General features: G+C 42.4%; 20 protein-coding genes, 1 other RNA gene and 1 pseudogene. 10 read left to right on the forward strand and 12 right to left on the reverse strand.

All coding sequences use genetic code 11. The features are described 5' to 3' along the window. Positions 1 to 131: 131 nt before the first annotated feature. A complete protein-coding gene (locus RMY63_RS35005) occupies positions 132 to 1,106 on the reverse strand; it encodes a cysteine synthase A (RefSeq protein WP_322733101.1) in 975 nt (324 codons plus the stop codon). Between the two features lie 235 nt (positions 1,107 to 1,341). Then, positions 1,342 to 2,286, reverse strand: coding sequence for a hypothetical protein (locus tag RMY63_RS35010; RefSeq protein ID WP_322733102.1), 945 nt, complete (start codon positions 2,284 to 2,286; stop codon positions 1,342 to 1,344). Positions 2,287 to 2,676: 390 nt separating this feature from the next. Between RMY63_RS35010 and mnmA the strand changes: the two genes are divergently transcribed. Continuing rightward, positions 2,677 to 3,732 (forward strand): tRNA 2-thiouridine(34) synthase MnmA, encoded by a 1,056-nt coding sequence (gene mnmA, locus RMY63_RS35015; RefSeq protein WP_322733103.1) that lies wholly within the window; start codon positions 2,677 to 2,679, stop codon positions 3,730 to 3,732. 662 nt (positions 3,733 to 4,394) lie between these two features. On the opposite strand, the gene gatB is transcribed toward mnmA, so the two are convergent. After that, positions 4,395 to 5,870, reverse strand: coding sequence for an Asp-tRNA(Asn)/Glu-tRNA(Gln) amidotransferase subunit GatB (gatB, locus tag RMY63_RS35020; RefSeq protein ID WP_322733104.1), 1,476 nt, complete (start codon positions 5,868 to 5,870; stop codon positions 4,395 to 4,397). A 193-nt stretch (positions 5,871 to 6,063) separates the two neighbouring features. Further along, a pseudogene (locus RMY63_RS35025) lies at positions 6,064 to 6,207 on the reverse strand (transposase); the annotation flags it as partial. A 16-nt stretch (positions 6,208 to 6,223) separates the two neighbouring features. Between RMY63_RS35025 and RMY63_RS35030 the strand changes: the two are divergent. The 6 genes from RMY63_RS35030 (at position 6,224) to RMY63_RS35055 (ending at position 10,335) form a co-directional block, all read left to right on the forward strand. Continuing rightward, a complete protein-coding gene (locus tag RMY63_RS35030) occupies positions 6,224 to 6,430 on the forward strand; it encodes a hypothetical protein (protein WP_322733105.1) in 207 nt (68 codons plus the stop codon). Between the two features lie 74 nt (positions 6,431 to 6,504). Continuing rightward, the gene (locus RMY63_RS35035; RefSeq protein WP_322733106.1) at positions 6,505 to 7,014 is read left to right on the forward strand and encodes a hypothetical protein; all 510 of its coding nucleotides are present in this window, start codon (positions 6,505 to 6,507) and stop codon (positions 7,012 to 7,014) included. Continuing rightward, positions 6,978 to 7,274, forward strand: a complete 297-nt coding sequence (locus RMY63_RS35040) for a hypothetical protein (protein WP_322733107.1) — start codon at positions 6,978 to 6,980, stop codon at positions 7,272 to 7,274. The genes RMY63_RS35035 and RMY63_RS35040 overlap by 37 nt, the downstream gene beginning before the upstream one ends. A 106-nt stretch (positions 7,275 to 7,380) precedes the next feature. After that, a complete protein-coding gene (gene argS / locus RMY63_RS35045; protein ID WP_322733108.1) occupies positions 7,381 to 9,135 on the forward strand; it encodes an arginine--tRNA ligase in 1,755 nt (584 codons plus the stop codon). A 124-nt stretch (positions 9,136 to 9,259) separates the two neighbouring features. After that, positions 9,260 to 9,823 carry a Uma2 family endonuclease gene (locus RMY63_RS35050; protein WP_322733109.1) on the forward strand — a complete coding sequence of 188 codons (564 nt, stop codon included), beginning with the start codon at positions 9,260 to 9,262 and terminating at the stop codon, positions 9,821 to 9,823. Between the two features lie 8 nt (positions 9,824 to 9,831). After that, positions 9,832 to 10,335 (forward strand): cobalamin biosynthesis protein, encoded by a 504-nt coding sequence (locus tag RMY63_RS35055; protein WP_322733110.1) that lies wholly within the window; start codon positions 9,832 to 9,834, stop codon positions 10,333 to 10,335. Positions 10,336 to 10,488: 153 nt separating this feature from the next. Here RMY63_RS35055 and RMY63_RS35060 read toward each other — a convergent pair whose 3' ends face one another. Together RMY63_RS35060 and RMY63_RS35065 are read right to left on the reverse strand one after the other, a co-directional pair. Beyond that, positions 10,489 to 10,842 carry a phage holin family protein gene (locus RMY63_RS35060; RefSeq protein ID WP_292869094.1) on the reverse strand — a complete coding sequence of 118 codons (354 nt, stop codon included), beginning with the start codon at positions 10,840 to 10,842 and terminating at the stop codon, positions 10,489 to 10,491. Positions 10,843 to 11,462: 620 nt separating this feature from the next. Further along, positions 11,463 to 12,452 (reverse strand): peptidoglycan-binding protein, encoded by a 990-nt coding sequence (locus tag RMY63_RS35065; RefSeq protein WP_416212577.1) that lies wholly within the window; start codon positions 12,450 to 12,452, stop codon positions 11,463 to 11,465. Between RMY63_RS35065 and RMY63_RS35070 the strand changes: the two genes are divergently transcribed. Continuing rightward, positions 12,350 to 12,595, forward strand: a complete 246-nt coding sequence (locus RMY63_RS35070; protein ID WP_322733112.1) for a hypothetical protein — start codon at positions 12,350 to 12,352, stop codon at positions 12,593 to 12,595. The two genes, RMY63_RS35065 and RMY63_RS35070, sit on opposite strands and share 103 nt — an antisense overlap. Here the strand turns inward: RMY63_RS35070 and RMY63_RS35075 are convergent. From RMY63_RS35075 to RMY63_RS35095, 5 genes are all read right to left on the reverse strand, one after another. Then, a complete protein-coding gene (locus RMY63_RS35075; protein WP_322733127.1) occupies positions 12,559 to 13,833 on the reverse strand; it encodes a pitrilysin family protein in 1,275 nt (424 codons plus the stop codon). The two genes, RMY63_RS35070 and RMY63_RS35075, sit on opposite strands and share 37 nt — an antisense overlap. A gap of 115 nt (positions 13,834 to 13,948) precedes the next feature. Continuing rightward, the gene (locus tag RMY63_RS35080) at positions 13,949 to 15,214 is read right to left on the reverse strand and encodes a pitrilysin family protein (protein WP_322733113.1); all 1,266 of its coding nucleotides are present in this window, start codon (positions 15,212 to 15,214) and stop codon (positions 13,949 to 13,951) included. 345 nt (positions 15,215 to 15,559) lie between these two features. After that, positions 15,560 to 15,743: non-coding RNA, 6S RNA (ssrS, locus tag RMY63_RS35085), on the reverse strand. A 129-nt stretch (positions 15,744 to 15,872) separates the two neighbouring features. After that, a complete protein-coding gene (locus tag RMY63_RS35090) occupies positions 15,873 to 17,054 on the reverse strand; it encodes a 5-(carboxyamino)imidazole ribonucleotide synthase (protein ID WP_322733128.1) in 1,182 nt (393 codons plus the stop codon). Next, entirely contained in the window at positions 17,051 to 17,575 is a 525-nt protein-coding gene (locus RMY63_RS35095; RefSeq protein ID WP_322733114.1) for a pentapeptide repeat-containing protein, read from the reverse strand. Before RMY63_RS35095 ends, RMY63_RS35090 begins: the two co-directional genes overlap by 4 nt. A 726-nt stretch (positions 17,576 to 18,301) precedes the next feature. Between RMY63_RS35095 and RMY63_RS35100 the strand changes: the two genes are divergently transcribed. Further along, on the forward strand, positions 18,302 to 18,625 hold the full coding sequence (locus RMY63_RS35100) for a hypothetical protein (protein ID WP_322733115.1): 324 nt from the start codon (positions 18,302 to 18,304) through the stop codon (positions 18,623 to 18,625). A 324-nt stretch (positions 18,626 to 18,949) separates the two neighbouring features. Here RMY63_RS35100 and RMY63_RS35105 read toward each other — a convergent pair whose 3' ends face one another. Beyond that, positions 18,950 to 19,435: a beta-lactamase hydrolase domain-containing protein gene (locus tag RMY63_RS35105; protein WP_322733116.1), complete on the reverse strand. Its 486-nt coding sequence runs from the start codon at positions 19,433 to 19,435 to the stop codon at positions 18,950 to 18,952. A 559-nt stretch (positions 19,436 to 19,994) separates the two neighbouring features. On the opposite strand from RMY63_RS35105, the gene RMY63_RS35110 reads away from it, so the two are divergent. Continuing rightward, positions 19,995 to 20,498: a GNAT family N-acetyltransferase gene (locus RMY63_RS35110; protein ID WP_322733117.1), complete on the forward strand. Its 504-nt coding sequence runs from the start codon at positions 19,995 to 19,997 to the stop codon at positions 20,496 to 20,498. Positions 20,499 to 20,586 lie beyond the last annotated feature (88 nt).

The raw sequence follows: 20,586 nt of genomic DNA on the forward strand, positions 1-20,586 counted from the left end.
AATGACCAATGACCAATGACCAATGACCAATGACCAATGACCAATGACCAATGACCAATGACCAATGACCAATGACCAATGACCAATGACCAATGACCAATGACCAATGACCAATGACCAATGACCAATGACTAATCTATTGAAAGTCCTTTTGAGGCTAGCCATTCCGGGTTGAATATCCGCGACTGATACCGGGAACCACTATCACACAAGATGGTGACAATAGTATGTCCTGGCCCCAACTGCTTTGCTAAGGCAACAGCTGCCCCAACATTAATACCCGTTGAGCCGCCCATTAACAACCCATCTTTCCTCAGCAGTTGGTAAACTACTCGCAAAGCTTCTTGATCATCGATTTGGATGGCATCATCAGCAGGTGCGCCTTCCATATTGGCTGTGACACGACCGTTACCGATGCCTTCAGTGATGGAATTTCCTTCTATCTTGATTTCGCCAGTTTTGACATAGCTATAAAGTCCACTACCCAACGGATCGGCTACAACACATTTAATTGCTGGATTTTGTTCTTTTAAGTACAATGCTACACCAGCATAAGTACCACCAGTACCAGTTGCAGCTGTCCATCCATCTATTTTACCATCTGTCTGCGTCCAAATTTCCGGCCCTGTGGTTTTGTAATGGGCGAGGCGGTTGGCTAAATTATCAAACTGATTTGCCCAAATGGCATTTTCCAACTCAGCAGCTACTCTGCCAGATAGCTTAACGTAGTTGTTTGGGTCTTTGTAGGGTACGGCGGGGACGGGACGAACTTCTGCTCCTAGTGCTGTCAGTGCATCTATCTTTTCTTGTGACTGGGTATCAGGAATAATAATTAGGCATTTGTAGCCTTTGGCGTTGCAAATATGTGCTAGTCCAATGCCAGTATTACCAGCGGTTCCTTCTACAACAGTACCACCAGGTTTGAGTAGACCTTGCTTTTCTGCATCTTCGATGATGTAAAGTGCGGCGCGGTCTTTGACGGAACCTCCAGGATTAAGAAATTCTGCTTTAGCAAGGATTTCACACCCTGTTTCTTCGCTAAAACTGTTTAAGCGAATTAAAGGGGTATTGCCAACAGCGCCAACGAAGCCATTCTTTATATCCATTTTGACTGTAGTTGTGTGAGTCTTTATAAAAATTTTGGCATATAGCACAAGCCTTGGTGGTTAGGACATCAAGAGATGATAAAACTTAGACACCAAAAGACTTTTCACCCAGTCCCCATTACCCCTTATCCCCAGTCTCCAGTCCCTTGCTATAGCTGTAGGATGATTTACAACTGATTTGCCTAAAATTCTATGATACTTACATTGGAGCGCTTGCCGTTGGCGTACTTCTTATTCACTTTCCGTAGTAAACTCTGGCATTACCGTATCCGATCTTTCGGATATACCTGTTCCATTCCTCAGCTTGGAATCGATTTTGGAAAGGCCCTACTGCTACGTGTGGCCCTCGTGGTTGCGTCCTTTCGAGGACTCCGCCAGATCGTCCTAAATCTTGCGTAAATCCGCCTAAATTCTGCCTAACTTGTGCTGCGATCGCAGGTAACTGTTCGGAAGTGGTGGGAATGGCGACATAATATTTAGAGGCTCGTCTATTAGCATTTATATTATTGCGATAGCCTATAAAGCTGCCATTGCCTGCATTTATTTCCTGGCCGTTACCAAAGCTGATAATTCGGGCGTTATATATGCCTCGTGACTGTAGCTCATTCACCCGTTGTTGGGCGTTGGCTACTCTGTTAAAAACTCCTGACTGAATTACATTCCGACCTTGGAACTGGCGAATGTAAGCACTGGGTTCAATCTGACGTATTGCTTGTAGTGTCTGGAAATCACTACCATCAACGTAAACTAAATAGCGCTCAAAGTTCTGGTTATATTGACTAAACTGTGAAGGTTGAGAGGGCTGAAAATTCTGCTCAAATTGATTGTTCTGTAATGGTTGAGAAGGCTGAAAGTTAACTTCAGGTTGAATGTCTTGTACTGGTTGTGAGGGCTGAAAGTTAACTTCAGGTTGATTGAAGTCCTCTGCTTGACTTGGTTGTAACTGTGGTGATGGCTGTTGACCAAAAGGAATTGGCGGTGGCGGTAAAATCTCACCAGTTTCTTGAGCCAGTAGCACGTTGCTGTTGGAAATTTGTGCTTGTGCTGGGGTAGAGTCGGGAATCAGTACTAAGCATCCTCCCACTAACAAAAAGAGAAGTCTGATAGTGGGCTTCCAACCCTCGAAACCTCGGCACAACATCTGAAATGGGATAAATTTACTTGATATTCCTCTCGACATAATAATTAGAAAGTAGTCACAGTATTTTTAGGTAATTTCCATTAGGAACTAATTAGTTTACCGTTGTATAGCAATCCTATCTGAATTTGTGAAAATTCTCGGTGTCCAGATCCCCAACTTCTTTGAGAAATCGGGGATCTAACTTTTCACGAATGATTTAGGATTGCTATAGCAACTATATAGCGTTAAGGTAAAGTTACCTCATCTGCCTGGCAAAAAATATATCTGTAATTAATCTTAGATAAAGATGATGAAGGAGTGAACAGCGATGTCTACGACGGGCTACGCCTACGCAGATTCGCTCCCTCTAAAACTGAAGTGCTTTGCTAGCAAGGCTTTGAAGAGTGTGTGCTACAATTGGACAACCACGCATATCGTGTCGTGTTTTGTATGAAAAAAGTCGTCGTTGGCCTTTCTGGTGGCGTTGACAGTTCCACCGCCGCCGCTATCCTGCACCATCAGGGCTATGAAGTGATTGGTTTGACTCTTTGGCTAATGAAAGGCAAAGGTCAATGTTGCTCTGAAGGTATGCTTGACGCGGCTGATATCTGTGAACAATTGGGCGTTCCCCATCAGATTGTCGATATTCGGGATCTGTTTCAGACGCATATTGTCGATTACCTGGTGACTGGTTACAGTGCTGGGATCACGCCTTTGCCTTGCTCCCAGTGCAATAAAACGGTGAAGTTTGGGCCAATGGTGCAGTATGCTCGTGAAGAATTGGGATGCGATCGCATTGCCACTGGTCATTATGCCCGAATTAGCTATGACGAAGCAACTGGACGTTACCAATTATTAAGGGCTGTTGACCGCAATAAAGACCAGTCATACTTTCTCTATGATTTGTCTCAAGATTTACTTGCTGCAACGATATTTCCTCTGGGCGAACTGGAAAAAACTGACACGCGCCGCATCGCAACTGAATACGGACTGAAAACTGCTGATAAGCCAGAAAGTCAAGATTTATGCTTAGTGGAAAGTAATGGTTCCATGCGGGCATTTTTGGATAAATATTTAGCTCCCAAAACTGGCGATATTGTCGATGTCACAGGCAAAGTTTTGGGACAGCATGATGGTGTCCATCATTACACCATTGGTCAGCGCAAAGGCTTGGGGATTGCTGCTGCCGAACCGTTGTATGTGATTGAATTAGATGCGGAAAATAATAAGGTAGTAGTAGGCGATCGCACAAAAGTAACTCAGTCAGAATGCACTGTAAATCGGGTAAATTGGGTTTCGATTGCCGAACCATCTACCCCAATTCATGCCGAAGTGCAAATTCGCTATCGTTCAACGGCTACACCAGTGACGGTGATTCCGTTGGAAAACTTCCGTGTGCGTTTGGTGTTTGATGAACCCCAAATCAGCATCACCCCCGGACAAGCTGCGGTGTGGTACGACGGTGAAAAAGTGTTAGGTGGCGGAATAATTGAACAGTTTAGTTAACAATAACTTTTACCTTGTTTTGGCATAAAGCAAAACCACCCTTCCTCACTTGTAAGGAGGGGATTTTTATTTTTACAGCAGTTTTCATGTATTTGAACCACATCATGTTGTAGGGGCGTAAAGCCTTGCATACGTGTCAACTTACAACGTTTTTCAAGTAATTGAACCACACCACGCCCTACTCGCTCATCCCCCTCATCTCAATTGTGGTCTAAATACCTGAAAACTGCTGTAAGCTAAAACTCCTTTAAAACCTCATATTATTTTATGGCAGCCTCTGTAGATCGTTAGGATACATCTACTTACCAATCTCTTTGATTTACTTTTTAAGGGTTAATACTTATTTATTGAGATTATTTCTAAAAGCTTTGGAATTTTATCCGTAAATACTACGAAAATAAAATAAAAAAGAGAGCTACTTAGGCAGCTCTCCAGATCATCAGGGTGCATCTACTTACCACAGCATATCATTTTACGTATGAGGGTTGTCACCAGGTTTTATATGAAGATTGTGTGAAGCAAGACCGGGAAAATACTTAGTTGGGGAATTGGGGATTGGGCATTGAAAAGAGGGAGAGGGGCGAGGTGCAGGGTGCAGAGGAGAGGAATTTTCCCCTGCCCCTCCTGCTTCCTCACCCAGCAAAGTTAGCTTGATAGACACTCTAGGCGTTCAGTTTTTTCTCGACCAATTCGTTAGTCAGCTTAGGATCGGCACGTTTGCCCGTCTTTTTGAGAACTTGTCCGACAAAGAAGCCTTTGAGGTTGATGTTACCGTTGCGATACTTTTCTAGTTCTTTGGAGTTGGCGGCTATGACTTCATCGACAATGGGTTCCAGTACGCTAGGATCGGTGATTAACTCTTGACCGGCAAAGGCTTTCTCAGGAGAAATACCACTGAGCAAATCTGGCAACTTTTGTTTAGCTTGAGCATTGCTAATTTTGCCTGTTTCAATGCGAGTAATAATATCTGCTAAATTGGTGGGAGTCAGGGCGATTTGAGTAATAGTGAGTTTTTGCTTATTCAGGTGGGCTGCAATATCTTGAGTAATCCAGTTAGCAGCAGCTTTGGGATTTGCTCCAGATGCGATCGCTGTTTCAAAATATTCGGCTATTGAACGATCTTCTGTCAGCACTCGCGCATCGTAAGCCGAAAGTCCCAACTCGCTTTCATAATGATGGCGTTTTTGGGCTGGTAATTCTGGTAGTTCGCTACGCCATTGCTCTAATTGTTCATTTGACACCTCAATTGGTGCTAAATCTGGTTCGGGGAAGTAGCGGTAATCGCTAGAACCTTCTTTCACCCGCATACTACTTGTGCATTGAGCGGCTTCTTGCCACAGCCGAGTTTCTTGGATGATGCACGAGCCTGCTTCGATGGCGGCTATTTGGCGTTCAATTTCGTAGTCAATCGCCCGTTGAATGGCGCTGAAGGAGTTCATGTTTTTAATTTCTACCTTGGTGCCAAACTCCTTTCGTCCCACTGGACGCACGGAAATGTTGACATCGCAACGCAGAGATCCTTGTTCCATGTTGCCGTCACTCACGCCGAGATACCGGACAATCCGGCGCAACTCTTCGGCATATTCAGCAGCTTCTAGTCCAGAACGCAAATCCGGTTCCGAAACAATTTCTACTAATGGGATACCTGCGCGATTGTAGTCTACCAGAGAATAGGAAGAACCAGAAAGGCGATCGCTACCAGCGTGTACCAATTTTCCAGCATCTTCTTCCATGTGCAGACGCGTAATGCCAATGCGTTTGCGAATCGGATTCCCCTCAGCATCTACCAACTCAATTTCTAACCAACCATGTTCTGCGATCGGTAGATCGTATTGAGAAATTTGGTAATTTTTGGGTAAATCTGGATAAAAATATTGTTTTCGGTCAAACTTGCTATATTTAGCGATTTGACAATTTAGTGCCAAACCAGCTTTGACGGCGTATTCTAATACTTTTTGATTGAGTACAGGTAAGACCCCAGGTAAACCCATACAAACCGGGTCAATGTTAGTATTGGGGTCAGAACCGAATGCCGTAGAGCTATTAGAGAAAATCTTGGTGTTGGTACTCAGTTGACAATGGGTTTCTAAACCAATAATCGCTTCATACTCAGTTTTTACAGTCGTAGCAGTGGTCATAATATCAATAATTTGGGCATAATCCTTGTAGTGGTACTATTGTAGCGGCGTATTGAGTTGCCCTGAAGACGGTTATTTGGGTGAGTAACGCTTACCTCTTGAGCTTGAAAAGGGAGATGCACATCTAGGGTGAAGAAAATCTTAATGTACATGCTCACCTAAAACTCTGATTTTATAGCAACCGCCAGGTTGGTTAGGACACTAAGCTCAGGACATACTCCATCGCCGCCCGCAAGGTAGGGAAGTACTCCAGTTGCTTGCGGATACGACTTTTTAGCCAAGACCAGCACTGCTCAATCTTATTCAAATCAGGAGAGTAAGCTGGCAAGTACGCGACTACGAACCATGAAACCATGACCAAACATGACACTTGGGTAAAACTCAAAAGACTACTCAAACCTAAAGCCGAACTAGACAAATTGATTCACTACATCAGTGAGGTTGAATTAGCAACGGATGACTCGGATAACTCTATTAATGAAGATTTATTTGACTTGACTAGCCTTCTAGAGAATACCCGAATCCCGATTGAATTAGTAGCCGATAACGACGAGGAATAACCGCCTGATGAATCGCAACTGCGATCGCACCACCTACGGTGCGGGCTACCTGACACAGTAGCTGAAACAGTGGCATGATCCTGGAAAGCTTAGGAATTAAGATCCTTTGGGTTGGTCACATTGAGTTACGCCGCTATCGCGGTGGAAAGAATCTACCCAATAAATCTGATGAGGCAGATGCTTTAGCTATGGCAGCATACGCCTTAGACCAAGAAAATTATTTAGAAACTGGGGAACTCAACGGGCGTCAGTTTCTAATGCACCGTCCCGAACCCATTGACCAGCTGCGGAAATTGGTACAACAACTCGAACACCTTAATCGGGTTCAATCGCCAATTATCAATTACATCCGTCAAGTCCTGGCGTGGCAATTCCCAGAAAAAGCTCACAGTAAAACTGAGAGTACCAAAGTGGGAAATGTACCGCCGTTATGGGGTTGGTTAGCTCAAAGGCAAACAGAAGTACACCCACAGTCAAGTTTCTCCCTGGCGACGTCAAGCGCATTAAACGTAACCGTTCAAGGGACGGTTTTAAACTCAGACTGGGTATGGGAACCGTTCTTGAACAGTCTGGAGATAAACTAGTTGAGAAAGGTAGTGGTAGTGCTTTATGCCGAATGAACTTTTGGCAGTATGTGATTACCAAAATCGAAATCAACGGTCGATTGCCTGATAATCCCATCGGCAACGAAATTGCACTTTACAAAGAAACCCTCAAAAGTAAGGTTGATGCTTCTGGCAAACAACTGCTCAACGGTAAGCATTTACAAGCCAAGCTGGGTTCTAAGGTTGCCAATATGTTGTTCCGGGAGTTGTCGAGAGCAATCGCAATCACGCGATCGTAAATAAATGCTAAATCCCACTAACAAAAGAGTGGGGTTTAGATTGTTAGAGTGAAATAATCAAGCTTTTCCAGAGCTTCATTCTCCCTTTTACAGATAAAATCTATATATGAACGCTACACAAGAAAAACTAAAAGCTCAGGTTGAGCAGGCTTTAATCGCGGCTTTTGGCGCTGACTTGGCTGGAGTAGATCCAATTTTGGTTCCTGCTAGCAATCCTAAATTTGGCGATTATCAGGTGAATGTGGCTTTATCCCTGAGTAAAAAGTTAGGATTGCAACCAAGAGCAATCGCAGGTGCGATCGTTGATAAATTAGATGTATCCGAAATCTGTGAACCACCGGAAATCGCTGGGCCAGGATTTATCAATCTCAAACTGAAAACGGCATACTTAGAAGCACAACTCAATGCGATTCAAGCCGATCCCAGACTGGGAGTTCCAGCCGCAAAAACGCCGAAGCGAAAAATTGTGGATTTTTCCAGTCCGAATATTGCTAAAGAAATGCACGTTGGACACTTGCGTTCGACGATTATTGGTGATTCCATCGCCCGAATTTTAGAATTTCTTGGACATGATGTACTGCGGTTAAATCATGTCGGTGATTGGGGTACGCAGTTTGGCATGTTAATCGCCTATCTGCGGGAAGTTTACCCAGAGGCGCTTACCACTGCTAATGCTTTAGATATTGGTGATTTAGTCTCTTTTTATCGCAAAGCAAAATTGCGGTTTGATACCGATGAAGCTTTTCAAGAAACAGCACGCCAAGAAGTCGTCAGATTACAAGCAGGTGCAGAAGATACACTCCATGCTTGGAAACTGCTGTGCGAACAGTCGCGGCGGGAGTTTCAAATAATTTATGAGTTGCTGGATATCAAGTTAATTGAACGAGGCGAATCTTTCTACAATCCCTTACTACCAGGAGTTGTGGAAGATTTAGATAAATCTGGGTTACTGGTAGAAAACCAGGGCGCAAAATGCGTTTTTCTAGAAGGGTTTACAAATAGAGAAGGTGAACCTTTACCCTTAATTGTGCAGAAATCAGATGGTGGTTATAACTACGCCACAACAGATTTAGCATCTCTGTGCTACCGGATTCAGCAGGATGAAGCAAAGCGGATAATTTATGTAACAGATGCTGGACAAGCAAACCACTTCGCCCAATTTTTCCAAGTGGCACGCAAAGCCGGATGGATACCCGATGATGTGGAATTAGTACATGTTCCCTTTGGGTTGGTGTTAGGAGAAGATGGTAAGAAATTCAAAACTCGTTCTGGGGATACTGTGCGTTTACGGGATTTATTAGATGAAGCTGTTTCTCGTGCCCATGCTGACCTCAAAACTAGATTACAAAAAGAAGAACGCCAAGAAACTGAAGAATTTATTAATGAAGTTGCTACAGTAGTTGGAATTAGCGCAGTTAAGTATGCAGACTTAAGCCAAAATCGCACCAGTAACTACATCTTCAGCTACGACAAAATGCTGGATCTTAAAGGTAATACTGCGCCTTATATGCTATACGTTTATGCGCGGATTTATGGAATTAGCCGCAAGGGTGATATTAACTTTAAAGAGTTGGGAAATAATGCCATTTTTTTGCAGCACGAAACAGAATTAGCGCTAGCAAAATATTTGCTTCAACTGGATGAAGTTATTAGTAGTGTAGAGCAAGACTTGCTGCCCAATCGTTTATGTGAGTATTTGTTTGAACTGAGTCAAAAGTTTAACCAATTCTACGATCGCTGTTCCATATTACAAGCGGAGGAACCGCAGAGGACATCCCGTTTAGTTTTATGTGATTTGACTGCTAGAACTCTGAAACTGGGATTATCTTTGTTGGGAATTCAGGTATTGGAAAGGATGTAATATTTTTTTAACGCAAAGTTACGCTGAGGTAGCGCAAAGGTACGCAGAGTAAGAGTTAAGTTAAAGCTTCTTTGTGTACTTTGCAGTTTTTTAATTAGAATTGCTGGACTGGAGGCGATCGCTTATGGTACGGACACCATCAAAAAACATAACTTTGGCAGAGTTTCTAATATTACCAGAAACGAAGCCCGCTAGTGAATACATCGATGGTGAAATTATTCAAAAACCTATGCCACAGGGAAAGCACAGTATAATTCAAGGTGAAATGGTTAGCACTGTCAACTTAACAGTCAAGCCCAAGCGAATTGCTCGTGCTTTTCCAGAACTGCGGTGTACTTTTGGTGGAAGGTCAATAGTTCCAGATATTTCTGTGTTTACTTGGCAAAGAATTCCCCGTGATGAAAATGGTGAAGTTGCCAACGTGTTCCAAGCAGCTCCCGATTGGACTATTGAGATTCTATCGCCTGACCAAAGACAAACGAAAGTTACAAAAAATATTTTACATTGCTTGAATTTTGAAACACAAATGGGTTGGCTGATCGATCCAGAAGAACAAACGGTATTTGTATACATCCGCAATCAACAGCCACTCATGTTGGATGAACTAGAAGCTTTACTCCCTGTGCCAGATTTTGCAAGTGAGTTGAGGCTGACGGTGGGAGATTTATTTGGTTGGCTGTTGGAGTGAACCCAATCATGTCAAACCGTGACAAACTGAATAAGGAAATACAACAAATACAACAGGTTTTATGGGTAGGAATCGGTTGTAAACAAGGAACATCATGGGAGTTGATCGATTGGGCAATTGAGCAAGTCTTTCGAGAAAATCAACTTTTTGCAGGTGCGATCGCAGGTATTGCTACCATTGACACTAAAGCCTCGGAAGTTGGCTTAATCAAACTTTGTCGCCTCCGCAATTTGCCTCTAAAAACCTTTTCTGCTCAAATCCTTAGCTCTGTCTGTGTCCCCAACCCTGCCACAATTACCGACGATAAAGTAGGTACGCCTAGCGTAGCAGAGGCAGCTGCTATGCTTGCAGCCTCTCAACTTACATCGTTGACTGTTTTCCCCTTTATAAAGATAGAGGAATTGCGGGTAAAGTTCTTAGTTTCTAAACAAATTTTCCAAATACAAGGGCAACCAGGAGCGGTAACTCTTGCTGTTGCCCAAGCTTTAAATATTAGTAAGTTGGCACAATAAAACCAAACTATGTGAAGAAAGATAAACTAGACTAAAGCCCTTTTCCCTCCTGCCTTGTCTACGACACGCTGCGCGATCTGCCTCCTGCCTCTTGCCTTATTACAACGACAAATTTTACGCTGACCTACTTATTACAAAAGTTCTCTAATTTTTCTAGTCAACAACTCTCAAAAAATAGTTAATTATGCTAGAAACAATTGCTAGGACAATTGAACCTAACAAAGCAGGTAAAAAGCCCTGAATTTCAAAACCAGAACCAGGAGTTAGGACACTTGCCAGCCAAAGGGCTAAGGCGTTAATCACCAATGTAAATAAACCAAAGGTGAGTAAGGTAATTGGAAACGTCAAAATCTGCAAAATTGGTCTAATAAATGCATTAACCAGACCAATAACAAGGGCAGCAATTAAGGCAGTCAGAAAATTCTTGATAAAGAATCCCGGAACGATATTAGCAGTAATAAATAACGCCACCGCAGTACCGAGCCAAGTTAATAAAAAGTGTTGCATAAGTTTTTTTAGAGGATTTAGCAGTCAGTTTAATTAATTTCACTATTGCCAGTTGTGATCTGTAACACGATTAGGTATTGTTGTGCTTGACTTTTAAAGTTGCCATCATCTTTTATCAGCCTAAAATCAATGTAATTTTTCAGTGCTGCTAAGAGAGATACTTCTAATCGGTATATCTTTATCGTATTGCAGGATGTACCGGATTAAATTCATAAAAAACAGTGTGGAGTGCAAAAGCCCTACAAAGGTTTCTCTAAGTCGAGAAACCTCAGTCATATCATGTTCGACTTAATACTTATGTCATTGCGAGCGAAGCGCGGTAATCCCAAAGCACAAGCGAATTGCTACCCTTCTCCTGACGGAGACGCACTCGCGTTCGGGAACGCCTTGGGCGAACATTCCACTTCTCTACGAGACGCTGCCGCGAACGTTGCATTCGCAATGACATATCGTAAGTGATTTGCCGAACTTGATATCATTAGGGATTTCCAAGAAATAAAGTATCTAGTTTTGTTCGGTTGACAGCATTCGACTGAGCGCTCACGCCAAAATGTTGCCTGCACCTGTGGTTACGGATGGGTGAGACGCGACATTACCAAGCTTGAAGATTAGGGATACGATTAACGCCGCAAAAGAACCTCCCAGGTAGAGCCACCAACTACGCCGTCAGCTTCTAAACCATAGCGCTTTTGTGCAGCTTTCACAGCTGCTTCGGTTGTCTCGCCAAAGTCACCATCGGCATCACCTTTCAAGAAACCAAGCTTTTTCAGTTGTTGTTGCAACTTAACAACTTCAGAACCACGTAATCCTATACGCAAAATTGGCAATCCTTCTGTGGTGTATTGAATACCAGGAGTTCGTTTAGTAGTTGTGTTTGACTGAGTTCTAGTAGTTGATGTAGTACGCTTCGGCGTTTTCTTTGTGCTAGAAGTTGTAGTTTTTCTGGGAGTAGCAGGTCTTGGCTCAGGGTTGTTTGTAACTTGGGTTACAGCTTTTTTTGGGGTAGTAGGTTTTGGTTCTGGTCTAGTCGGAACTTGTGTTACAGCTTGTCTGGGAGGGTTGGGATTTGCAACGTTGATCAGGTTACTGGCCTGGGTTGGAACAGGAAAATTTGTAGCTGAGTTAAATCTTGGCTGGGATGAAGGGGCGGTTGATGCTGCTACTGGTTGATTAGGAAAAAGTCGTTGCCAAGTGCTGGCATCAACAACTCCATCTGGATTTAAGCCAGCTGCTTGTTTAAATCGGGAAACAGCATTAGCTGTATTTTCACTATAAATGCCATCTACTGCACCAGAATAAAAACCCAAAAGTTTCAGAGCCGCCTGAAGTTCAGCCACACGTTCGCCTTGGCTACCAACTTTGAGGCTAGGGCGGTTGATGCTATTTCCAGGATTTACTTGGGCAATTTTTTGTGGGGCTGCTATTGATACTAGAGTCGTTGAGGTAATAAGCAGAGGCGTAGCAAAGAACAAGAGTATTTTAATGGCTGATAAAGATTTAGACCTCTTTGGCCACCAATCCTTTTGCCGTTTTTCCATTTTACAGCGATTTACAGTTGGGTCTAGTAATTTTAAATAACTCAAAATACTTGCTGTCAGCCTGCTTTGCATGGAATTCACTCCCAGAATATTCTCATGCTAATGGTACAGCCGCTTGGTCGAAAAAACAGCTGCTGGATTTTACAATATCTCTGATGCGCGTAGCTGCGGCGCATTCTCAGTTCGCGATCGCTCGATTAATTGCTTCTTCTTGACCAACTAAAGACAAGTAAGGCTCTTTTAAATATTTACAAGCTGAAGCGATCGCATCCTTGGCACTCACAGCCGCAATTAATTCTTGGAACTTGGTGTCAAAATCAATTCCTAAGCCCAAAATTTCATACCAACCGTATATCTGAGCAATTTGCCCGTTCGTTTGTTTACCCAAGGCGTACTGCCCCAGGATCTTGTTTTTAGCAGCTTGGAGTGCGCTTTCGGATACTTCGGTGGTACATAACAAATCTACTTCTGTACGCAGTCCTTCTAGGGCAATGCTGGTATTTTCTGGTGCTGTACCCATATAAACCACAAACGACGCTGGAAATAGCCTTGTGGAGTAAAAGGCGGATACTTCGTAAGCTAAACCGCGCTTTTCCCGCAATTCGACAAACAAGCGGCTAGAAAGCCCATTTCCCAAGTAGGTACACAGCAACTTCAGGGCGGCGTAATCAACAGAACTCACCGATGTTCCCAAATATCCAAGCATCACAATTGATTGTTGTGTCTGTACTGGTTTAATCCTTACCTGGGGTTCCACCTTAATCTCAGGTAAATTTAGTATTGGCGGTGCTTGGGCTGGCGCTTGCCAATCAGCAAAAACTTCTTCCACCAATCCTGTTGCATCTGTTGGTGTGACTCTACCAGCAATACTAATTACTACATTATCTGGACGGAAATAATTCTGGTGATACTCCACCAAATCCTCACGAGTTAAGCGGCTCATGGTGGATTCATCTCCCAGCACTGACATGGAGTAGGGATGATTTTGGTACATTACCTGCCGCATTTGTTCAAAGGCGACATTGAACGGTTGCTCTTTTTGAGAACGAATATCTTGGAGCGCTAAACGCCGTTCTAGTTCCACTTGAGTTTCAGGAAAAGTAGGCGATCGCAAAATCCGCCCTGCCAATGTTAAAATTTCCCCAAAATCAGATGTTACCGTCTTGAAAGATAGCAAAAAATAATCAGTGCCAGCATCTGCACTCAAACTCGCCCCTACAGACTCGACTTTTTCTGCAATTTCCAAGCTAGAAAGTCCATCGCATCCCTTTGTGATCACTGCTGATAACAAATGTGCCAACCCTGCTTGCTCCCGGTTTTCGTTACAACTACCAGCACGCACAAAGATTCGCGCTGCAATAATGTCCGCAGCCGGATTTTCTGCTACCAACACGACCAGGCCATTGTTCAATACAGTGCGATGGATGGGCGATTTTTGCAACAAGGTTGTCATTTGTCTTTTGTCATTTGTCATTTGTCATTTGTCCTTTGTCCTTTGTCCTTTGTCCTTTGTCATTTGTCCTTTGTCATTTGTCAAAAACTAATGCTCCATGCCCCATGCCCAATAACTAACACGGTTTAAGTACAGTAACCGCGTAATTCTGTGGCGAGAGATACTGTTTAGCTAATTGTTGCAGTTCTTTAGCATTAAAAGATTGAATCTGCTGGGGATATGTCACAGCTAATTCAGCTTGGGCAATGGTATTGTAATACCCATAAAGCCCCGTTAGTTGATTTGGTGTTTCAGTAGAAAAGGCATACTCGTTACATAGAAGTCTGCATATACGAGCAAGTTCTTGTTCGCTAATTCCTCTAGTCAGCAAATCATCCAAATGAGCGCAAATTAAAGACTCAACTTCCTCCAGATTTTCTGGTTCTAACCAGGCAGTAATTGTAAATAAACTTGATTCTCGTTGTAGAGAAAAACTACTGCAAATTCCCTGTACCAATTGCAAATCTTCTCGCAAATCACGCACTAAACGCGAAGTCCGCCCTTCTGCTAATAACACTGACAAAAAATCTAAACCATAGCCAGTACGGATATCTTCTACTCCTGGTACTAGCCACGCCATTAACAATCGTGCTTGCTCTATGCGTGGTAAACAAAGTTCTTGACGGTGAATTCCTGTTATTACTGGCTTTGTCACTTTCTCAAACTGCGGACAATTCGAGGGTTCAGCAAAATCAGCAAATGAATGATTTACCATTTCCCAAGCTGGTTGCTGGGCTATACCGCCTGCAATTACCACTGTCATGTTTTCCGGCTGATAGTGAGTGTGGTGAAAACAGCGCATTGCTTCTGGCGATTGCTGCATCAGTTCTTGCTCAGTACCCAACACCGAACGTCCGTAAGGGTGATGCGGATAGATGCTTTGAATTAGAGCTTGAAATCCTATCCAGTCGGAATCATCATGACATGAGCGAATTTCCTCTAACACTACATCCCGTTCGCGGCTAAATTCATCTTCTGGAATTGCCGCATTGAGTAGTAGTTCTCCCAAGTAGGGTAGAGTCTCTTTTAAATAAGGGGCAGCTGTGGTGAGTGAATAATGAGCATAATCATAGCTTGTCGCCGCATTACTCACGCCACCCCGGTTTTCAACTTTGGAATCGAACATTCCAGGGGGTAGCGTCGCCGTACCTTTAAAAATCATGTGTTCTAAAAAGTGCGCCATGCCAAACCACGGTTTTGGCTCTAGGCTAGCTCCAGCACGCACCCAAACATCCGCCACAACTACGGGAGTAGTAGAAATTTCTTGATGAATAAAAGTTAAACCACTCTCTAGTCGGAAGACCGAGGCTGGAAATACGGTATTAGTTAGTTGTTTTAACAATTTTTTGTAGTTTTAACCACAATTTAAAGCAATTGTGTCATTTTAACTCTGAACGATACCTCATTTAGAATCAAGTTATACAGTTTTAGTAGAATTGTGCTATTCCTGTCCTCCACATTACCGAAAAATTAGAAGCGTTATGTATTCAGAGGAAAATCGCAAATTAGTAGAGTTCTTTGCTAACGTGATATCCAGGAATACTGACCATACGGCTTAATTCTTGAGACCTCAGTATCTAGGTTTCTCAAAAACATGGCAATCTTTACTGTCAGTTCGCTTATTTTAAACTGATTGAAATAATTAAAGCTCCCAAATTCTAACTGAACTTTGGGAGCTAATAATTTTAAGTTCACCGCGACGCCGTTTTACCTAAGTTTATGACCTGGGTTTATCCAGGTGGGAACCTAAATTCCTCGTTTAAAGTTTCCGGGTACATGCCCGGTATACTGCCACGAGAACAGTTGACTCCCTTGTCATTAAAGGCATAGATCAAAAAACTTTATGGCAGTCACCAACGTCGTAGTGCAACTCACTCATTATAGCTTTTCAAAAGATGTTGTGTGTTCAACAGCGAAACTTTCTGCTCAATTTACAGCAACCTTCTCGGCAGTTAGGACATTGGTGATTGCTCAAAACCCTGAAATTACTGGGTTTTTACTCAGCACTCAGCACTCAGCACTTTGCTATACCTGGGATACCAGATAGATTCTATGGTCTGGGCGATCGCGATCGCCATCTCTCGATTTTGATTATCCAGCAAAACAGTGACATGTCCCAACTTTCGTCCCGGACGTGATTCTGTCTTCCCATACCAGTGAAGGTGGGCTTGGGGAATTTCTGCTATTTGTTGACGCTGGCTTTGGTAGTCGCTGTGAGAATTTTCATACCCCAGTAAGTTCACCATCACAGCGCCGGCGCACTGCAAAGCTGGATTTCCCAAAGGTAAACCACAAACGGCTCGAAGATGCTGCTCAAACTGAGAAGTTTCACAAGCATCAAGAGAAAAATGCCCAGAATTGTGGGTACGTGGTGCAATTTCATTTACCAGCACTTTGCCATCAGCCTTGAGAAATAGCTCAATTCCAAAAATTCCCACTACTTCTAGGCTATTTAATAGAGTATGTGCGATCGCTTGGATTTCTGCTACTTGATTGGGCGTAATCTCGGCTGGCGCAATCACCCGCCGACACACTTGTTGTTCTTGTTGGGTTTCTACCACTGGATAAGTGACAATTTCTCCCTCCACAGAACGAGCTGCAATTACTGCTAATTCTCTTTCAAAAGGGACAAATTCTTCTAACAAAAAAAGTGATTGATTTAAAGTTTGTGTTGAGGTTTCATAACTTAGCTTTTGTTCTAAAGTAGCAAAATCTGGAATTATGAAAGTACCTTGACCATCATAACCGTGGCGACGGGATTTGAGGACTATTGGAAAACCTAGATATTCTATTTTTGATTTGATATTTTCCACCTCGTCAAGGGCAAAAAATTGAGGAACTGGTAAGCTCAAATCCCGTAAATAGCAACGCTGATGATATTTATCTAAAAGAGGAGCTAAAGCTTCTAATCTCGGACGGAAGCAAACACCTTGCTGTGCTAAACCAGATAAAGCATTCAGGTTAACAAATTCGTTTTCAAAGGTAATGACATCGCATTTTTGAGCTAATATTTCCGTAGCACTTGCATCATCAACTGGCGCGAAAACAGTTTCTTTGGCGATTGACACCGCCGGGTCGTGAACGCTTGGAGTTTGTACTACTAATTTTACTCCTAGCTTCTGTGCTGCATCCGCCATCATCCAGGCAAGTTGTCCGCCACCAATTACACCAACACGCTTCATTGACATCCTAGAGAATCACGAGTTTGCACGCCTGTTTTGGAATTTACACCACTGGCTTTGGTGCACAGTTCTTTGATTTGCGCTCTATCCAAAATTGCATCTGTAAAATCTGCACCGTCTATATTTACATCATTAAATATGGCGCGGAGCAAAAGAGCTTCTTTGAAAACTGCATCGCTCAAATCTGCCTTAGTCAAGTTTACCTGATCGACCATTGCATTCGTTAAATCTGCTCTGTGGAGATTTGCTTTTGTCATCACCGAAGCGCTCATGACTGCTCCCCGTAAGTCAGCATTTGTAAAGTTAGCTAATTCCATATTGGCGTTAGAAAACTCCGCAGCTTGCAAACTCTGTCCAGAAAAATCACGTCTTGATAACTCTGCATTGCTAAATGACAGTGGATGAGTCCAGTCTACTGCCACTGCTGGATCGGCCACACACCAGATAATAATTCCGAGAATAAATGCTAATGCTTGCCGCCATAATATATTGAGAGCCAATTTAGTGTATACTTGCCGCATTTAATTACCGCACTTGAATATTAGCAAGACTGGAGCGTACAAATTGAGACTCGCAGCCTTGCTACTGGACTTGGAGAACATGTATTTCCGTTGCTTAATATTTTGTAACGCAAAAAGAGCATAAGCTTCTTACTTTAGCAAAATTATCCCTGCTACTTGGGGTAGAGAGTGGCAATCTGCGATCGCCCTAAAGTTATATATCAGAACAATAATTACTAAATAGCGATCGCAATGACTATGTATAAATTGTTTCTCACATCAAGCAAGCTTTAGCAAAATAGAGACGGGGAGCATAATCTATCGCTCTTAATGAAGATAAAACTTGAAATTTCTAACTCTAAAGGAATAATTTAGCTAAATAAAGCAATGTCTACTATGGCCTATGCTTGTTGACTTATTTACAATTCTTCATCTGTGGATTTAAATTTTCAAGATATAAAAAGTTTTTCTGAGCAGTAATACTCACTGACTGATTTACAATTCTTGACTTTCCATTTTTCAAGTAAAGTTTGTTGTCTTTTAAATTCAATAGCCCCAATCAACTGTTAGTCTTTTAATTAATGAAAGCAAGGTTTGAGCGTAATTGTATGCGTTTCAATTGCTTAACAAAGCTTAAAAGTTCGATAATTAGCGTTAATTTTATAGCGATTAGTTAGTTCTTCAGGAATCTCTCAGAGTTTACATTCACCAAGTACACAACTTCCACAAACCGAACTCCGAAACCCGATGATGAATCATTACTCACTTCAATGGATTGAGGCATGGTGCCAAGAAAATGGCTGGACAGATTTATTTGTTGAGCGACGTAACAACTTCTGGGCTTTCCCTCCGGGTGGGGTAATGCCAGAGCCAATTCCAGTTCATGTTCTCAGATTGATTAAAGCCGAAAAAGGACTGACTTTGGAAGAACGATTGTGGTCGTTGTCGGCAGTAATTGGCACAATCCTAGCTGTTCTTTTTACCTTTTGGTTCCAGTCGCCGATGCCATTAGTTTTAGCTTTCGCTTTTAATGCTGTTACAGTGGCTCAATTTGAACTTGAAGATGCCTAAATTATTATTTTGGGCTTTGCTATTCAAAACTGCTCTTGTTTACTTTCAGCAAGAGCAGTTTTGAATTTAACAAGAAAGAATTCAGGAGTCAGGAGCCAGAATGGGCTAAACGCCCCGCTACCGCTAACAGAATTGAATTCTGTCTCGCTACTGCTGCAAAGAAACAAACTACGCGCAGCGTCTCATAGAGAGCGTCTTGATTTTGACCGGAAGCGGAGCTTTCCTTGCTTTGCTTCTGAATTCTGACTTGGTGAATTCTTCTTCAATGATTTGATAGCAGCCGTCTAGTCTATTAGGACATAACTAATTAGAAATAACTAACATCTAAGAGCAGCTAACAGGTAAAGCTACCTTTGCGTGTTTGTTAACGTAGTCCACAAATAATTGCTTCAATCGGGGACTGACACCAGCGTGTTCAAAGAATCCAAAGCCGAGATTTCTTGCTTTTGCTAAGGTTTCCTCTGGTGTTAATCCTTCCTGGATAGCGATACTCAACAGCGCAATTCCAGTCGATCGCATCCCGGCGGCACAATGCACAACTGCTGGTTTCGGGATTTGTTCGAGTGTCGTGAGGATTTTAGTAATCACCTCTTCATTGAAATTTTTGAGATCCACCTTGAGTGGAACATTTCGATAATACAGCCCCAATGCTTCCGCTACTTTTTGCTCATCTTTAGAAAATCCTAGTTCATCAGGCGATCGCAAATTGAGAACAGACTTAAAACCTTCTTGAATAGCTTGCTCAAGCTGTTTCGGTATAACTTGTCCTGTCGTTGTCAAATTTTCGTTAATTTGTATGGCGTTGATCACATTTACTCCTTTTAACCTTCTAATGTCTTCCAGCTGGGCAAATACTCTAAGGGAGCAAGCTTTGAGAAGATATTCAAAATAAAGACAACAAAATTAGCCAAATATCACAAGATATTGCTTAACTACTTCAAAATTACTCTTTTGAAGCTGATTCTTTTATTGCTTTATCCATAATATACGGTTTGTCGATAGAATTAGTGCTGATTAAAGTTTATTATACTTATTGCCGATAGAATTACTGTAATTTATATTTCAGGAGTTATACTATTAGGCAAGTTGGGAGAGAAATTGGCTCGAGATTTTCGTGAACAAGGGTATGAATCAATTCAAAATTCAAAATGACGCTCGCTGACTCGCTAACGCTGCGCTAACAAAATTCAAAATTAAATACAGCCACCCACAATATGAGTGGGGTTTCTACCTACCTTGGGATACAAGGATTCTTTCGCGCCACACTTCGACAAGCTGAGTGCATCGCTTGCGGACGTTAGCGTAGCGGGACGAAGTCCGGTTTTGAACCCTGCCTTCTCTTATAATCTGAATAGCCAACCCTGAACCTATGAGCACTAACGAAATATCTCTTCGACCTGCCCAAGAAACAGATGCGTGGGTGCTGAGTGCAATTCATATTGCTGCTATCAAAGCTCTACCTGCAACTTTCTATACCCAAAAAGAACTTTTAGCTTGGCGCAATTACCGTGACAAACCTGATGGTTCAAATATTTTGAAGAGTATGAAAGCAGAATCTTTCTGGGTTGCGATCAAGGGAGATGTTGTTATAGGTTTTGCTAGTTTCATTGTTGATGAACTAATCGGGTTGTACGTCCATCCTAAATATCAAGGTAAAGGGATTGGCCGTGTTTTAGTTCAACATTTTTGCGATGAAGCAACTGAGCAAGGTATAGATAAGGTAATTACAACCGCTAGCCTTTATGCTGAAGGGTTTTATTTACGACTAGGATTTACTGCCATCCAAAAAGCACCTCATTATTTAAGAAGTGGGATAGTTGTTCCAGTTACTAAAATGAGTAAAACATTAGCTACTACACCAAAATCAATTTGAGAAGGTAAATATTTTCAATAATTTTAAAAATGTTGGCATCAACACTATTTTCCCCAAATTCCAACCACTTTTTCTACATAATTTATGA

This window comes from Nostoc sp. ChiQUE01b, assembly GCF_034531255.1.
Taxonomy (GTDB): Bacteria; Cyanobacteriota; Cyanobacteriia; order Cyanobacteriales; family Nostocaceae; genus Nostoc.

Coding starts and splice junctions, on each gene's coding strand:
- gatB (WP_322733104.1), bottom strand. CDS start 5,870: ATGACCACTGCTACGACTGTAAAAACTGAGTATGAAGCGATTATTGGT.
- RMY63_RS35040 (WP_322733107.1), top strand. CDS start 6,978: ATGGGAACCGTTCTTGAACAGTCTGGAGATAAACTAGTTGAGAAAGGT.
- RMY63_RS35050 (WP_322733109.1), top strand. CDS start 9,260: ATGGTACGGACACCATCAAAAAACATAACTTTGGCAGAGTTTCTAATA.
- RMY63_RS35110 (WP_322733117.1), top strand. CDS start 19,995: ATGAGCACTAACGAAATATCTCTTCGACCTGCCCAAGAAACAGATGCG.
- RMY63_RS35075 (WP_322733127.1), bottom strand. CDS start 13,833: ATGACAACCTTGTTGCAAAAATCGCCCATCCATCGCACTGTATTGAAC.
- RMY63_RS35005 (WP_322733101.1), bottom strand. CDS start 1,106: ATGGATATAAAGAATGGCTTCGTTGGCGCTGTTGGCAATACCCCTTTA.
- RMY63_RS35100 (WP_322733115.1), top strand. CDS start 18,302: ATGATGAATCATTACTCACTTCAATGGATTGAGGCATGGTGCCAAGAA.
- RMY63_RS35095 (WP_322733114.1), bottom strand. CDS start 17,575: ATGCGGCAAGTATACACTAAATTGGCTCTCAATATATTATGGCGGCAA.
- RMY63_RS35010 (WP_322733102.1), bottom strand. CDS start 2,286: ATGTCGAGAGGAATATCAAGTAAATTTATCCCATTTCAGATGTTGTGC.
- RMY63_RS35060 (WP_292869094.1), bottom strand. CDS start 10,842: ATGCAACACTTTTTATTAACTTGGCTCGGTACTGCGGTGGCGTTATTT.
- RMY63_RS35035 (WP_322733106.1), top strand. CDS start 6,505: ATGATCCTGGAAAGCTTAGGAATTAAGATCCTTTGGGTTGGTCACATT.
- argS (WP_322733108.1), top strand. CDS start 7,381: ATGAACGCTACACAAGAAAAACTAAAAGCTCAGGTTGAGCAGGCTTTA.
- RMY63_RS35090 (WP_322733128.1), bottom strand. CDS start 17,054: ATGAAGCGTGTTGGTGTAATTGGTGGCGGACAACTTGCCTGGATGATG.
- RMY63_RS35030 (WP_322733105.1), top strand. CDS start 6,224: ATGACCAAACATGACACTTGGGTAAAACTCAAAAGACTACTCAAACCT.
- mnmA (WP_322733103.1), top strand. CDS start 2,677: ATGAAAAAAGTCGTCGTTGGCCTTTCTGGTGGCGTTGACAGTTCCACC.
- RMY63_RS35055 (WP_322733110.1), top strand. CDS start 9,832: ATGTCAAACCGTGACAAACTGAATAAGGAAATACAACAAATACAACAG.
- RMY63_RS35065 (WP_416212577.1), bottom strand. CDS start 12,452: ATGCAAAGCAGGCTGACAGCAAGTATTTTGAGTTATTTAAAATTACTA.